The 13,960-nt window shown below is 63.3% G+C and carries 12 protein-coding genes; 5 read left to right on the top strand and 7 right to left on the bottom strand.

Annotated elements, in window-relative coordinates:
• The first annotated feature begins 79 nt into the window (after positions 1-79).
• Positions 80-1,279 (top strand): 2-methylaconitate cis-trans isomerase PrpF, encoded by a 1,200-nt coding sequence (gene prpF, locus ACB037_RS13645; RefSeq protein WP_371175439.1) that lies wholly within the window; start codon positions 80-82, stop codon positions 1,277-1,279.
• A gap of 104 nt (positions 1,280-1,383) precedes the next feature.
• On the opposite strand, the gene ACB037_RS13640 is transcribed toward prpF, so the two are convergent.
• The 3 genes from ACB037_RS13640 to ACB037_RS13630 all read right to left on the bottom strand — a co-directional run bounded on the left by ACB037_RS13640 (position 1,384) and on the right by ACB037_RS13630 (position 5,079).
• Positions 1,384-1,587 carry a DUF6719 family protein gene (locus ACB037_RS13640; protein ID WP_353933824.1) on the bottom strand — a complete coding sequence of 68 codons (204 nt, stop codon included), beginning with the start codon at positions 1,585-1,587 and terminating at the stop codon, positions 1,384-1,386.
• Between the two features lie 192 nt (positions 1,588-1,779).
• On the bottom strand, positions 1,780-2,826 hold the full coding sequence (locus ACB037_RS13635) for an alpha/beta hydrolase (RefSeq protein WP_371175438.1): 1,047 nt from the start codon (positions 2,824-2,826) through the stop codon (positions 1,780-1,782).
• 96 nt (positions 2,827-2,922) lie between these two features.
• Positions 2,923-5,079 (bottom strand): TonB-dependent siderophore receptor, encoded by a 2,157-nt coding sequence (locus ACB037_RS13630; RefSeq protein WP_371175437.1) that lies wholly within the window; start codon positions 5,077-5,079, stop codon positions 2,923-2,925.
• Positions 5,080-5,209: 130 nt separating this feature from the next.
• Between ACB037_RS13630 and ACB037_RS13625 the strand changes: the two genes are divergently transcribed.
• From ACB037_RS13625 to ACB037_RS13610, 4 genes are all read left to right on the top strand, one after another.
• On the top strand, positions 5,210-6,148 hold the full coding sequence (locus ACB037_RS13625; protein ID WP_041215878.1) for an AraC family transcriptional regulator: 939 nt from the start codon (positions 5,210-5,212) through the stop codon (positions 6,146-6,148).
• 163 nt (positions 6,149-6,311) lie between these two features.
• Positions 6,312-6,968 carry a Bax inhibitor-1/YccA family protein gene (locus ACB037_RS13620; RefSeq protein ID WP_010675134.1) on the top strand — a complete coding sequence of 219 codons (657 nt, stop codon included), beginning with the start codon at positions 6,312-6,314 and terminating at the stop codon, positions 6,966-6,968.
• Between the two features lie 179 nt (positions 6,969-7,147).
• Positions 7,148-9,298, top strand: coding sequence for a YccS family putative transporter (gene yccS, locus ACB037_RS13615; RefSeq protein WP_371175436.1), 2,151 nt, complete (start codon positions 7,148-7,150; stop codon positions 9,296-9,298).
• Between the two features lie 112 nt (positions 9,299-9,410).
• On the top strand, positions 9,411-9,755 hold the full coding sequence (locus tag ACB037_RS13610; protein ID WP_039038798.1) for a TusE/DsrC/DsvC family sulfur relay protein: 345 nt from the start codon (positions 9,411-9,413) through the stop codon (positions 9,753-9,755).
• Between the two features lie 113 nt (positions 9,756-9,868).
• On the opposite strand, the gene dedD is transcribed toward ACB037_RS13610, so the two are convergent.
• From dedD to truA, 4 genes are all read right to left on the bottom strand, one after another.
• Positions 9,869-10,672 carry a cell division protein DedD gene (gene dedD, locus ACB037_RS13605; RefSeq protein ID WP_029314728.1) on the bottom strand — a complete coding sequence of 268 codons (804 nt, stop codon included), beginning with the start codon at positions 10,670-10,672 and terminating at the stop codon, positions 9,869-9,871.
• Positions 10,673-10,851: 179 nt separating this feature from the next.
• Entirely contained in the window at positions 10,852-12,111 is a 1,260-nt protein-coding gene (gene folC, locus ACB037_RS13600) for a bifunctional tetrahydrofolate synthase/dihydrofolate synthase (RefSeq protein WP_323898312.1), read from the bottom strand.
• Between the two features lie 2 nt (positions 12,112-12,113).
• Positions 12,114-12,977 carry an acetyl-CoA carboxylase, carboxyltransferase subunit beta gene (accD, locus tag ACB037_RS13595; RefSeq protein ID WP_371175435.1) on the bottom strand — a complete coding sequence of 288 codons (864 nt, stop codon included), beginning with the start codon at positions 12,975-12,977 and terminating at the stop codon, positions 12,114-12,116.
• Positions 12,978-13,096: 119 nt separating this feature from the next.
• Entirely contained in the window at positions 13,097-13,906 is an 810-nt protein-coding gene (truA, locus tag ACB037_RS13590; protein WP_048207918.1) for a tRNA pseudouridine(38-40) synthase TruA, read from the bottom strand.
• Between the last annotated feature and the right edge of the window lie 54 nt (positions 13,907-13,960).

Below are 13,960 nucleotides of genomic sequence, written 5' to 3'. Positions count from 1 at the left end.
GGGAAATCCCCCTCATCCGCCCTTCGGGCACCTTCTCCCAGAGGGAGCAGGATCTATGACTCTTTTCAGGACACTCTCTATGGCCCACATACCACAAGTCAGAATTCCGGCCACCTACCTTCGCGGCGGCACCAGCAAGGGGGTCTTCTTTCGCTTATCTGACCTGCCCGAGCGCTGCCAGCAGCCGGGCCCGGCACGTGATGCCTTCTTCCTGCGGGTCATCGGCAGCCCCGATCCCTACGGCGCCCACATGGACGGCATGGGGGGGGCCACCTCCTCCACAGCCAAGTGCGTGATCCTCTCCAAAAGCCAGCAACCCGATCACGACGTGGACTACCTCTACGGCCAGGTCGCCATCGACAAGGCATTCGTGGACTGGAGCGGCAACTGCGGCAACCTCTCCACCGGCGCCGGGGCCTTCGCCATCCACGCCGGCCTGGTGGACCCGTCCCGCATCCCGGAGCACGGCACCTGCGAGGTGCGGATCTGGCAGGCCAATATCGGCAAAACCATCCTCGCCCACGTGCCGGTGACGAACGGCCAGGTGCAGGAGACAGGCGATTTCGAGCTGGACGGGGTGACCTTCCCCGCCGCCGAGATCGTGCTGGAGTTTCTCGACCCGTCCGACGAGGGTGAAGACGGCGGCGCCCTCTTCCCCACCGGCAATCTGGTGGACGATCTGGAGGTACCCGCGTCTGTTGTAAAGAGCGGCGTACTGAAAGCCACCCTGATCAGCGCAGGCATCCCCACGGTGTTCGTCAACGCCGAGGACATTGGTTATGAGGGCACCGAGCTGCGCGAGGCGATCAACACAGACCCGCAAGCGCTCGCCCGTTTCGAGGCGATCCGGGTTGCCGGTGCCCTGCGCATGGGGCTCATCAAGCGCCCCGAAGAGGCGGCCACTCGCCAGCACACCCCGAAAATTGCCTTCGTCGCACCCGCCAAGGATTACCGCACCGCCAGCGGCAAGGAGATTATTGCCGGCGAGATCGATCTGCTGGTGCGGGCCCTCTCCATGGGCAAGCTGCACCACGCCATGATGGGCACCTGCGCCGTGGCCATCGGCACGGCGGCGGCCATTCCCGGCACCCTCGTCAATCTGGCCGCCGGGGGCGGCGAGCGCGAAGCGGTGCGCTTTGGTCACCCCTCCGGCACCCTGAGAGTCGGAGCCCAGGCAGAGCAGGTAGCGGGACAGTGGACGGTCACCAAAGCGGTGATGTCCCGCTCCGCCCGCATCCTGATGGAAGGCTGGGTGCGGGTCCCTGGAGATGTCTTCTAGCCCGCTGCGGCATCACACCGACCAGGCCAGCCAGACGAAAAGAGCCCCAAGGCGACTGCCTCAGGGCTCTTTTTGGGATGTTTCAGGCTGTGAAAATCACATCATCATTGCGGTCTTGCCACACACTCCACCTTTCTTGGCACATTGTGCTTCGCGTCCCCGCCGATGAGCCGCTTGACCTGCCCTGGTGGGCAGCGACCGTCATCCACATAGGCGGTCTCCCCAAGGGGCAGCCTGCCTGGGGGCGGATCCTGACTCAGATAGGTGACGGGAATGGGCGCAGGCGCAAACCCACTGCACCCCGACATCAGGAGTGCACTGCACCACAGAGCCAGCATGCCTCCCCTCTTTCCTGCAACCGCCATCGCTCACTCCCTGCCTCTGTCGGGGCACCGACCCGGCGCCCCTCGTTTCGGCAGTCTACCCAGGGATGGCGCCGGACCGACACCCGTCTCCTGCGCCGTTGTGACGATTCCAGACACAGGCAAAAATATCGGCTTTCACGGCTTCGACCCGTAGTAGTGGGTCAGCAGGGCATCGGCCTCGTCCACGGAGATCGCCATCTGCGGCCAGCGCGCGGCCTTCACCTTGATGTCCCGCAGACTCCCCAGCTCCGGGCGCAGTGCGCTGCCGAGGTGGCGGTTCAGGGCATCAAAGCGGGCGCTCACCCCCTGTCGGCTGAAGTGCCCGGGCGCCAGATCCAGCCGGTAGCCCTGAAACAGCCACTGGAGTCCCTGATAGACGGCGAGGTGGTAGACGCTGTGATGATCCTCCTCCTCGAAGTAGCGGCTGGTGACGTGCAGGTTTGTGCCGGGAGCCCCCACTACCTGCCGCGCAAACTGCTGCAGGCGATCCCGGTGAAACGCCGAGCGCCCGAATCCCGGGGTGAAGGGGTTGTTGGCCACCGCCATAAACAGCGAGGAGGCGTGCTTGAGCGGCCCGGTCAACTCCGACGCGATGCGCTCGTAATTGCGGGGGTAATCGAACCAGAGGCTGGCGTCGATGGCGATCACCCCCTGGAACTGGCCGCTATCTTGCGCCTGTGCATCGAGTGCCAGCAGGCCGCCGAGGGAGTGGCCCACCAGCAGGGCCGGCGCCTGGGTCCGAAACCTCTCCTCGATGAGGGGGCGCAGCTCCTCACTCAGATAGCGCAGGAACCGGGGCCCGCCCCCCGTCACGGCATAGCCGGGCCCCGCCGGTGCCCCATTGGGCAAGGTCATGGTGTGGCTCGGGGTGTAATCCCGCATCCGGTCGGTGTTGTGCACCGCGACGATGATGAGGGGGGGGATAGCCGGATTGAGCCCGGCCCGCAGGGCCCGGGTGATGCCGACAACCTCCAGCAGACTCTTCTCCCCGTCGAGCAGATAGAGCACGGGGAACCGAGCCCCGGGCTCGCGCTCATATTCCTGGGGCAGGGAGACGCTGTATTGCCGCGTCTCCCCCAGCAGGGCCGAATGGTGGGTGAAGCGCTGGGCGTAGTGGAGCATGTCTGCCTGGGCAGAAGAGAGTGTGATCATGGTGAGCAGCAGGATGATGAGTCTTGTCATTGGATGAACCAGGATTGTGTCGCCAGCCTTGGGGATCCCCCGTAGGGCGGCGCACAGAGACGACAGCAGGGCCCGAGGCCCTGCTGTCGTCGGTCGTTACAGCTTGTAGGTGAAGCCTGCCATCAGGTTCGCCGGCTCGCCGTACATGTTGAAGGTGCTGGTGGAGCCGACCCGGTAGAAGTACTCCCGGTCGAGCAGGTTGTAGAGGTTCAGGGTCGCCTGCATCCTGTCGTTGATCTCGTAACGCACCGCCGCATCGAACAGGGCATAGCCCCCCTGATGGGTCTCGACCCCCTTCTGGTTGAAGCCGTAGTCGCTCACCGCCGTCATCCCGGCCCCGAGGTACAGCCCCTGCACCCAGTCGGCCAGGTGGTAGTCGGTCCAGAGTGAGAGGGCGTGACGGGGGATGGTGTCGAATTTCGGGTTGTGATCCCCGGCCTTCTCCTCGATGTCGGTGAAGGTATAGCCGGCCATCACCATCCAGTTCTGGCTGAGATAGCCGCTCGCCTCCAGCTCCACCCCTTGCGTCTCCACCTTGCCGGTCGCCCAGTAGGTGTTGGTGATGGCAATGCCCTGATCGTCGTAGGCCTGGGCCGCGATATTGTCGTCCTTCATCAGGAAGAGGGTTGCCCGGGTGTTGAGCAGGCCGTCACGCAGCGAGGACTTGATGCCGGTTTCCCACTGGCTGCCCTCCCGGGGCTTGAGCAGGTTGCCGCTCTCGTCCTGGCTGGTCTGGGGCTTGAACACCTTGGAGTAGCTGGCATACCAGGCGTGTTCGTCGCTCAGGTCATAGACGGCCCCCGCGTAGGGGGTGAGCTTGCCGTTGAACGCACTGGACTCGCCACTCTGGGCTCCGGAACTCAGGGTCGTGCTGACGGCATCCAGATCGTACCAGGAGACGCGGGCCCCGGTGATCACCGCCAGCGGCTCCAACAGACGCCAGGTCACCTTGCCATACAGGCCGAGCTCCGACTGCTCCTCATGGTCATTCTTGGTGTAGCTGTAGTCCGGCTTGGCGACCCGGGTCGGGTCGAAATCGAACACATTGATCTTGCCGAGGTTGCGGTTGGTGTAGGTCTGGATGTCCGACTCGTAGCGCTTGTAGTCGGAGCCCAGCACAAACTCGCTCTTGTGCCCCAGCAGATCGAACATCTGACTGTAGTTGGCATCGAAGGCCATGTTCTTCTGCTGGTTCCCCTGGCCGTTGAACATCAGCCAGGTGTTGCCCGCCGCGTCCACGGGGCCGTTGGTGAAGGTCTGCTCCAGCCGCATGTCGTGATCCATGTAGCGGGCCGAGACCTGACCCACCCCGCCGTTGGCAAAGGCGTGTTGCAGCGAGGCCCCCACATCCGTGGTGTCGGCGTCGAAGAAGTCTTCAGCCGACCCCAGGTAGGTGCTGCGGCCGATGTCGAGCAGGGAACCGTCCTTGTACGCCGGCAGGCCGTTGGTGGGCAGGATGTCCTTGGTCTGGTGCAGGGCGTAGACGGAGAGGCGGGTGCGATCCGAGAGATCGAACTCCAGGGTGCCGTAGTAGGTACCGTTGTCGTTGTTGTTGTAGTCCACCTGGTTCTTGATGTCGGCGTTGGCCACCACGACGCGGCCGCGCAGGGAACCCTCGTCGTTGAGTGCGCCCCCCATGTCCGCCTCCAGGTAATGCCTGTCCCAGCTGCCATAGCGCGCCGTGACCGAGCCCTTGAAGGCGTCGGTCGGACGCTTGAGCACCATGTTGATCACGCCCCCCAGCTCGCTGGTGCTGTTGAAGAGGCCGGAGGGGCCCCGCATGATCTCCACCCGATCCACCGCCGCCAGCGACGGCAGGGTGCCGTACTTGCTCTGCATGGGCGATGGCAGGCCGTTGAGGTTCACTTCGTCGTACTCATAGCCACGGGAGAAGATGGAGGAGCGACCGCTGTCATTGACCAGGGTGCGCAGACCCGGCGTGAACTTGGCCAGATCGTCCACCGCCACGAAGTTGCGCTCCTCGATGTAGTCGTTGGTCAACACGGTGATCGACTGGGGGATGTCTTTGAGGGCCGCCGGCGTCTTGGTGCCGACGGTGGCCGAGTCGACCCCATAGCCTCCCGTCTCCTCCGACGGCGACATCCCGTAGAGTGGATTGCCATAGACGACCAGGGTTTCGTCCGGCTTGATGTCCGGTGTGTGTGCCCCTGCCGGGGCGGCAAAGGTGACGGCCAGAGCGGCAGAGATGGCCAGAGCCAGCGGGCTTCGCGCTTTATCCTTCAAGACAACCATAGTAAGAGTGACCCCAAGATAGAGATGATAATCATTTTCATTTGATTTTCCGGGGGCTAATATATCACTCCATCTTCCGCCGCAGTTTTGCGGTGTGGTCATTTCACTCTTCGACATGGTCAAATTGCACATGACTGACACAGTGGCAAGGGATACCAGCGCACGCCAGCGGGGGCGCTTCACCGGCAGGGTGGAGAACCTGGTGATCCAAGAGGGTCTTCGCTTTCACAACAAGGACATCGTTCACAAGGCAGACTTCGCCACCGAGCGGGAGTTGCCGCCGCAGTTGATCATCGCCATTCCCCTCGAGAGCCGGGCCCTGATGACCTATGGCGCCACTCACAGGCTCAAGGGGTGTCGCTTCCACGAGTCCGACCCCATAGTGGCAACCGCCATCCTCTATACCGAGCCCGACATCGTGCAGGGGGCGGCCAAAGCCCAGGTGCGCAGCCGCAGCATCGTCCTTTCCCTGGACCACACCTGGCTCGCCCACAACCTGGCACAGGCGCATCGCAAGGCTTTCGCACAGACCTTCAGCCGCCACCTGAGCCGCGTCGACTGGACCCTGCCAGCTGCCCTTGGACAGATTGCGGAAGCGCTCAATCTCACCAGCAGCCAGAACGCCTCCGAGATGCTGATGCGCAAGGCCTTTGCCCTCAGTGTCTGGGAGAGCCTGATGACCCACCTCCAGCAGGCCGCCTCCCCCTGTTGCCAGCGCCAGAACGAGCAACCGACGCGCCTCAAGATGCTGCTCAGGGATGAAAAAGTGGACGAGATGACCCTGACCGAGATCGCGGCCACCCTCGGCATGAGCGTCTCCACCTTGCAGCGGGCCGCAAAAAAAGAGCTGGGCATGAGCCTGCAGCGCTACCTTCGCCAGCGAAAGCTGCAAGAAGCGCGGGCCAGGCTGGAGGCGCGCAGCCTCTCTCTGCAAGGCGCCGCCGCCCACGCCGGCTATGACCATGTGGCCAATTTCATCACGGCGTTTAGAAAGCAGTTCGGCTTCTCGCCGACGCGGATCGCCAGACAGGGTAAAGAGCAGGAGCTGGCGCCCTCTGCAACGCCTTGAGCCTCCTTGTTCATGCGCAATACATCTTTGCTCTGGGATAGTAGGCACCACGCAGGTGGGGTGGCGCTTGAAATCAGCGCTCGTCATCCACACATTCAGTGCATACAATGCGTTAACGAAGCACAAATGGTCGCTTCACCCCGGAAATCAAGAGGACATCAAGATGGATACCCGTTCTATCTACACTGGCACCCAGGGTGCCGTGCGCGACACCAACAAGGTGCTGCGCAACACCTACATGCTGCTCTCCCTCACTCTTGGCTTCTCAGCCGTGGTAGCCGGGGTAGCAACCGTCATGAACATGCCGCCCCTGCACTGGGCCGTGTTCCTCATCGGTGTCTACGGCCTGATGTTCCTGACCGAGAAGAACCGTGACAACGGCATGGGGCTGGTGTTCACCTTCGCCCTGACCGGCCTGCTGGGCTATAGCCTCGGCCCCATCATCAACATGTACATGAACAACGGCGGCGGCGAGATCGTGATGACGGCGCTGGGCGGTACTGCGCTCACCTTCTTCGGCCTGTCTGCCTATGCCCTGACCACCAAGCGGGATCTCTCCTTCCTCGGCGGCATGCTGTTCGTCGGGTTCTGGGTACTGCTGGTAGCCATGGTCGCCAACATCTTCCTGCAGATGAGCGCCCTGAGCCTGGCCCTGTCCGCCATGTTCATGCTCTTCTCCTCCGGCGCCATCCTGCTGACCACCCAGCAGATCGTGCGCGGCGGCGAGACCAACTACATCTCTGCCACCGTCACCCTGTATGTCTCCATCTACAACATCTTCTTGAGCCTGCTGAGCCTGCTTGGCGGCAACCGCAACTGATGGATGCTCGATATGCACAAGACCCCGCTTCGGCGGGGTTTTTATTGGCGCCCATTTCTGTCAGGATAAGTTGCAAATCAAGGATATGAAGCGAAGTGGCCCTGATCCAAATCAGGGCCGTTTCGTTATCGACAGGTTATGCTGTCGCTTTCGTTTCGCTCAAGGGTTGCCTTCATCCCATGCCGATGGATTTCTCCGGCCTGCTGCGCCGGCTGCTGACAGACAGCCACATCTATTTCGCCCTCAAGGTCCTGCTCGCCATCGCGGGGCTGCTCGCCTTCGCGCTGGCAACCGGTGACATCCAGCTCACCGTGCTGCTCTCCCTCGGGGTGGTGGCCGGCGCCATCGCCGAGACCGACGACAGCCTCTGGGGCCGGGTCAAGAACCTCGCTATGACCCTGCTCTGCTTCCTGTTCGCCTCATTGTGCGTGCAGTATCTCTTCCCCACTCCTTGGCTCTTTGCCATCGGGCTCGCGGGCTCCACCTTTATCTTCGTCATGGTGGGTGCCCTCGGCCAACGCTACGCCACCATCAGCTTCGGTTCCCTGCTGATTGCCATCTACACCATGCTGGGTGCCGCCAAGGCGCCGGATCTCTTCTATCAGCCGCTTGCCCTGTGCGCCGGGGCCCTCTGGTACGGCCTGGTGTCCCTGATCTGGCTCTGGCTGCTGCCCTACAAGACCCTGCACGAGCAACTGGCCCAGAGCTACTTCGCCCTCGCCCGCTACTTGCAGGAGAAATCCCGCTTCTTCCCGGCCGACGAACACGGCGCCCAGGCCATCCGCCACAATCTGGCCCAGCTCAACATCAACCTGGTCAATGCCCTGAACCAGGCCAAGACGGCGCTCAATGCCCGTCTTCATGCCCCCGGCCGCCACGGGGTTGCCCCCGAGCTCGCGGGCCTGCTGCGCCTATACCTGCTTGCCCTGGAGATCCAGGAGCGGGCCACCTCCAGCCACTACCCCTACAGCAAGCTGGAAGCGGAGCTCAAGCAGGGTATCGTCCTCGACGGCTTCCAGGAGGTGCTGTCACAGCTTGCCGACGCCTGTCAGCAGCTCGGCTACGCCATCCTGGTGCACAAGCCCTACACCCACCACAAACGCATTCACTGGACCCTGGAGGCCCTCGGCGATCAGCTGGAGTTCACCCACCTCAAGCAGCACTACCCCAAAACCCTGCTGACACCGATGAAGTTCCTGCGTCGCAACCTGGCCAGCATCAACCAGTTGCTGCAAAGCGCCGAAGAGCTGCAAAACCCCGCAGCGCCGCCCACCAGCCTGCCTCCCCTGGCACGGCCGATCGCCCTGCCCCTGCTGGCATTGCTCAGGCAGCACCTGACCCCAAACTCCATGGTGTTTCGCCATGCCCTGCGGCTCTCCCTCGGGCTGGTAGTGGGCTATGGCATTCTGCAGGCGTTTCACCTGGACAAGGGGTACTGGATCCTGCTCACCGTATTGTTCGTCTGCCAGCCGAGCTACAGCGCCACCCGCCGTCGCCTGGTGCAGCGGATGCTCGGCACCTTTGCCGGTATCCTCATCGGCGTGCCCGTGCTCTGGTTCTTCCCCGAGCTGCACCTGCAGCTGGGGATCATGGGGCTGGCCGCCTTCCTGTTTTTCACCCAGGTGCGCAGCAACTACAGCGCCGCCGTCTGCTTCATCACCCTCTACGTGCTGATGGCGTTCAACCTGCTGGATGGCATCGGCTTCGCCATCCTCGGACCCCGCCTGCTCGATACCCTGCTCGGATGCCTGCTCTCCTACGCCCTGGTGGCCTGGCTCTGGCCCGACTGGCAATACAAGCGGTTGCCGACCCTTATCGCCAACTCCCTGTCCGCCAATGCGAAGTACCTCTCGGCGGTACTCGCCAGCCTGCATCGCCAACGGGATGAATCCCTGGACTACCGGGTGGCCCGCAAGTGTGCCCACCTCGCCGACAGCGAGCTGGCCATGGCCTGGCAGAGCATGCTGGTGGAGCCGAGCAAGCGCCGCCGCTTCCTGGATCTCTGCTTTACCCTCACCTGGCGCAACCATGCCCTGCTCTCCTATATCTCGGCGCTCGGGGCCCATCGCGACAAACTCGAGCCCATCGAGGGGCTGGAGGAGATAAGCCGCCACATCAGCCAGACCCTGGAGCAGGCCGCCGGTCACCTAGCGGGGCAGATGCCGACGCCGCTCGCGGGAGCCTGTCCGGCCATCGCTCCGGAGAGCAGCGAGGAGCAGCTGATGCTGAGCCAGCAGCTCACCCTCATCAGCCAGTTGGCAGACGAGCTGCTGATGCTGGCCAACGACGGCCAGTTGCTGACAGGTCAGGGTCGACCTAGCCGGACATAGCCGCCGGGCCGATCCCGCCCGAGGCAGGCGCCAAGCGCCGCCCCGGTTGCCGGACGGGACGCAAGGCGCTACCATGCCCGCCCCATTGAGATAGCCTTTTCGAGGAAGCGTCATGTCCGAGCCACACCATTTGCAGTTCAACGGCCAACTCATCGAGACCGATGCCCAGGGCTATCTGCGTCACAGCGAGCAATGGAGCGAGGCGCTGGCCTTGGTGCTGGCCGAGAAAGAGGGGATAGTGCTGGAGGATCCCCACTGGGAAGTGGTGCGTTTCGTACGGGCCTTCTATCTGGAGTTCAACACCTCCCCCGCCATCCGCGCCCTGGTCAAGGCGATGGAAAAGCAGTACGGCCCGGAGAAGGGCAACAGCCGCTACCTCTACAAGTTGTTCCCGGAAGGCCCCGCCAAGCAGGCTACCAAGATCGCAGGCCTCCCCAAGCCGGTGAAGTGCATCTAGTCCTCCTCGGCAGCCCGATAGCCCGATAGCCACACTGCCTCCCCCGTGTTGGACACAAAAAAAGACCGCGCCCATGTTGCCATGAGGCGCGGTCTTTTCATTTCATCGTCCTGTCAGGGGTTGTAGGCCACCACGGAGCCGCTCAAGCCCGTCATCTGGCTGATCCGGCTCTGCATGCCCTGCAACTTGGCCTTGGAGACATCCGGCCCGATGAAGACCCGGTTGATCTGCCCCTGCACCGGGGTTCTCGGCGACGTCTGGGCCGAGTAGCCCGCCGCCCTCAGCTTGCTCACCAGGGCATTGACGCTGTCTGCATTCTTGAAGGCGCCAAGCTGCAGTATCCAGCTCCCCTGAGCCGGGGCTGCTGCCGGTGCCGTAGTCGGCTGGGCCATCTTGCTCGCGATGAGATCATCCATGGTCTTGATCTGGCCCGCCTGTGGCTTGGCCTCCACCGGTTTTTGCACCTCTACCGGCTTGGTTGGCACCGGCTTGGGTTTGGGCTGCTCCACCGGTTTCTTGGCGATCACTTCCGGCTTGGGCTCGGGTTTGGGCTGGGGCTTGGGTTGCGCCACGGCCTGTACCGGCTGCTGCTGGGTGATGGGAGCCTGACTGGCTCCCGCTGGATTGGCTCCCCCCTGATTGGCCAGGGTCACGGTATCGCCAATCTCCTCTACCTGCCACTGGGTCGCGGCAGAGGCCTGCTGCTGACTCGCCAGATGCTCGGCCGGCAGGGTGCTCGCCGCCGAGACCTGAAGCGCAGGTTTGGCGGGCTCGAGCTCCGGACGCAGGGGGATCTTGGCGAAGGCCTCGTCCTTCTGCTCCAGCTTGTTGCCGTCCATCAGGTCCGGCAGAAAGATGACCACCAGGGCGACCAGGATGACGGTCCCCACCAATCTGTTTTGAAACTTCGAAGCCAAGTTAATTTCCACCCATGTTACTTAGGATCCATTGCAATCTTGCACACTTCGCAAAGAACGCCTCCCCTCACGCCGGCTGGCGAAGCCGGGTCCCTCGCCACCCACTTGGCCTGAAAGGGGATTATCCAGTGCAAAACCCGGCCCGTCGTCACGTTGACGGAGCCAGGGGAGCGAACGGCTCAGACCGAGCCCAGAGCCAGCACGTCGGCGACAGTGTAAAACGAGCCGAACACAATGACCATATCGTCAGGACTCGATGCGGCCAAGGCGGCGCCGTAGGCATCCCCCACGCTGGCAAAGGTGAGCGCCGCGCCCCGGCCGCTGCCAAGGGCCGTCGCCAACTGGTCGGCCGTGGCCGCGCGCGGGCCGTGGAGGCTTGCCAGGAACCACTCGTCAATCAGACCGTCAAGCTCGGCCAGCGACCCCGCCATGTCCTTGTCCTTGAGCATGCCAACCACGGCGCGGCGCCTGCCCTTGCCGGGGCGCTGACGCAGCTGGCTGGCGAGATAGGCGGCAGAGTGGGGATTGTGGGCCACGTCGACGATGACCAGCGGCGAGGTTTGCAACTGCTGCATCCGGCCAGCCAGGCGGGCATTGGCCAGACCGTCGCGGATGGCGGACTCCGCCAATGGCAGACCGAGGGACTCCAGGGCCGCCAGCACGGTGACCGCATTCATCAGCGGCAGGGCCGGTTTGGGCAATCCCGACCAGTGGTGCAGGCCGTGATAATCCCAGTCACCTTCATGCTCGTCACCACGAAAATCGATGCCGACCTGACGCAGGCAGGCGCCGAGGCGCGCCGCTTCGCTTGCAATGGTCGATGGCGGATTGGGCTCCCCGCTGATGGCGGGTTTACCTTTGCGATAGACGCCAGCCTTCTCCACTGCCACCGCCTCCCGGGTATCCCCGAGCCAGTCGCAGTGATCCAGGGCAATGGAGGTGATCAGGGCGACGTCCGATTCCACCACATTGGTGGCGTCGAGCCGCCCCCCCAGCCCCACTTCCAGCAAGAGCACATCGGGCGCGGCGCGGCGAAACAGCCACAGACCCGCCAGGGTGGCGAACTCGAAGAAGGTGAGGGCGATGTCGCCCCGGGCGGCTTCCACCTCGGCAAAGGCCGCGCAGTGATCGCCATCGGCCAGCTCCTGGCCATTGACGCGCACCCGCTCGGTAAAGCGCAGCAGATGGGGGGAGGAGTAGACACCGACCCGGTAGCCGGCGGCCATCAGGATGCTGGCCGCCATGGCGCAAGAGGAGCCCTTGCCATTGGTGCCCGCCACCGTGATCACCTTGAACGGCAGTTCGGTGAGGCCCATGCGGCGGGCAACCGTGCCGACCCGCTCCAGCCCCATGTCGATGTTGGCCGGGTGGATCTGCTCCAAATAAGAAAGCCAGTCGACCAGCGACCGGCTTTGGGATTGTTGCATGTGTGAACTCATCTTCAGTCTTCGATGACCTGAGTGTTCATCAGCTTGGCCAGCAGACCGGCCAGACGGTTGCGCATTTCGCGCCTGTCGATGATGAGATCGATGGCACCCTTCTCCAGCAGGAACTCGGAGCGCTGAAAGCCTTCCGGCAGTTTCTCGCGCACGGTCTGCTCGATGACGCGAGGGCCGGCAAAGCCGATCAGCGCCTTGGGTTCGCCTACGTTGATGTCACCCAGCATGGCCAGACTCGCGGAGACGCCACCCATGGTGGGGTCGGTCAGCACGGAGATGAAGGGCAGGCCCGCCTTGGTGAGGCGATCTAGGGCCGCACTGGTCTTGGCCATCTGCATCAGGGAGAACAGGGCTTCCTGCATCCGCGCACCACCGGAGGTGGAGAAGCAGACCAGGCCGCGGCCCTCCTTGATGCTCTCCTCGACGGCGCGCACGAAGCGGGCACCGACCACGGAGGACATGGAGCCCCCGATGAAGGAGAACTCGAATGAACAGGCGACGACCGGTACCCCCCTGAGGGTCCCCTTCATCACCACCAGCGCATCCTTCTCGCCCGTCTCTTTCTGGGCGGCAGACAAACGATCCTTGTAGCGCTTGGAATCCTTGAATTTCAGGATGTCTTGCGGCTCCAGCTCGGCCGCGACTTCGCTGCGTCCCTCGGCGTCGAGGAAGCTCTCGAGACGGGCACGTGCGCTGATGCGCATATGATGGTCACACTTGGGGCACACTTCGAGATTGCGCTCCAGCTCTGCCCGGTAGAGCACCTGTTCGCAAGCAGTACACTTGGTCCACACCCCTTCCGGAATGTTGTGACGACGCGGTGTGGTGATCTTGCTCTTGGGAAGGATCTTCTCAAGCCAGCTCATGGAATTCCTTAATGCATTTGTGCCTGACAAAACACATCGAGCCTTGATTGTTCAATGACTTAACGGCTCGATGGCAATAAACGACGGATCATTAAACCACAAATTTTCGGGCCCAGTTACTAAAAACTGGTCGTACCCGGTGCCGAGTCCGGCAGCCACAGCGGGCCGAGGGGCGGCCGGGGCAACCCGAATTCGGCCGGGTAATCCACATCCACCAGATAGAGGCCGCCCGCCTTGGCGGTCGGGCCCGCCAGGTTGCGATCCTTCGCCGCCAGCACCTCGGCAATCCACTCCACCGGTTGAAGCCCCTGCCCCACCAGCAGCAGGGAGCCGGTGATGTTGCGCACCATGTGATGCAGGAAGGCGTTGGCCTTGATGTCGAGCACGATGTAGGGGCCGGAACGGCTGACACACAGGTGGGTCACATTGCGCCAGGGGGTGTTGGACTGACAGGCGACAGCCCGGAAGGTGCTGAAGTCGTGCTCCCCCAGCAGGCTCTGGCCCGCCTGGTGCATCAGCGTCGCGTCTATGGTTTCGTGGTAGTGACTGACGCCACTGCCGAGGATGGCCGGGCGGTAGTTGTGGTTGTAGATGACGTAACGGTAGCGACGGGCGGTGGCGCTGAAGCGGGCATGGAAATGCTCGTCCACCTCCCTGACCCAGCGCACGGCGATGTCAGGGGGCAGGTTGGAGTTGAGCCCCAGGGTCCAGGCGCCTTCTGCGCGGTTCGACTCGGTATCGAAGTGGATCACCTGGCCGGTGGCATGCACCCCCGCATCGGTGCGACCGGCACACTGGATGGAGACGGGGTGGTTGGCGATGCGGCTGAGGGCTTTTTCCAGCTCCTCCTGAACGCTGATCACTTCGCGCTGGCGCTGCCAGCCGAAGTACCGGCTGCCGTCATATTCAATACCAAGGGCAATTCGCATGGGTAACGGTGTCTTCTGATGAAAGGATGCAGTGAATGAAACGGGGCGGATTAT

Source organism: Aeromonas sp. S19(2024), assembly GCF_041402625.1.
Taxonomy (GTDB): Bacteria; Pseudomonadota; Gammaproteobacteria; order Enterobacterales; family Aeromonadaceae; genus Aeromonas; species Aeromonas caviae.
The sequence above is the reverse complement of the archived record's forward strand: the minus strand, read 5'-3'. Positions and strand labels throughout refer to the sequence as shown.

Coding starts and splice junctions, on each gene's coding strand:
- accD (WP_371175435.1), bottom strand. CDS start 12,977: ATGAGCTGGCTTGAGAAGATCCTTCCCAAGAGCAAGATCACCACACCG.
- truA (WP_048207918.1), bottom strand. CDS start 13,906: ATGCGAATTGCCCTTGGTATTGAATATGACGGCAGCCGGTACTTCGGC.
- ACB037_RS13625 (WP_041215878.1), top strand. CDS start 5,210: ATGACTGACACAGTGGCAAGGGATACCAGCGCACGCCAGCGGGGGCGC.
- ACB037_RS13640 (WP_353933824.1), bottom strand. CDS start 1,587: ATGTCGGGGTGCAGTGGGTTTGCGCCTGCGCCCATTCCCGTCACCTAT.
- ACB037_RS13620 (WP_010675134.1), top strand. CDS start 6,312: ATGGATACCCGTTCTATCTACACTGGCACCCAGGGTGCCGTGCGCGAC.
- yccS (WP_371175436.1), top strand. CDS start 7,148: ATGCCGATGGATTTCTCCGGCCTGCTGCGCCGGCTGCTGACAGACAGC.
- ACB037_RS13630 (WP_371175437.1), bottom strand. CDS start 5,079: ATGGTTGTCTTGAAGGATAAAGCGCGAAGCCCGCTGGCTCTGGCCATC.
- prpF (WP_371175439.1), top strand. CDS start 80: ATGGCCCACATACCACAAGTCAGAATTCCGGCCACCTACCTTCGCGGC.
- ACB037_RS13635 (WP_371175438.1), bottom strand. CDS start 2,826: ATGACAAGACTCATCATCCTGCTGCTCACCATGATCACACTCTCTTCT.
- ACB037_RS13610 (WP_039038798.1), top strand. CDS start 9,411: ATGTCCGAGCCACACCATTTGCAGTTCAACGGCCAACTCATCGAGACC.
- folC (WP_323898312.1), bottom strand. CDS start 12,111: ATGAGTTCACACATGCAACAATCCCAAAGCCGGTCGCTGGTCGACTGG.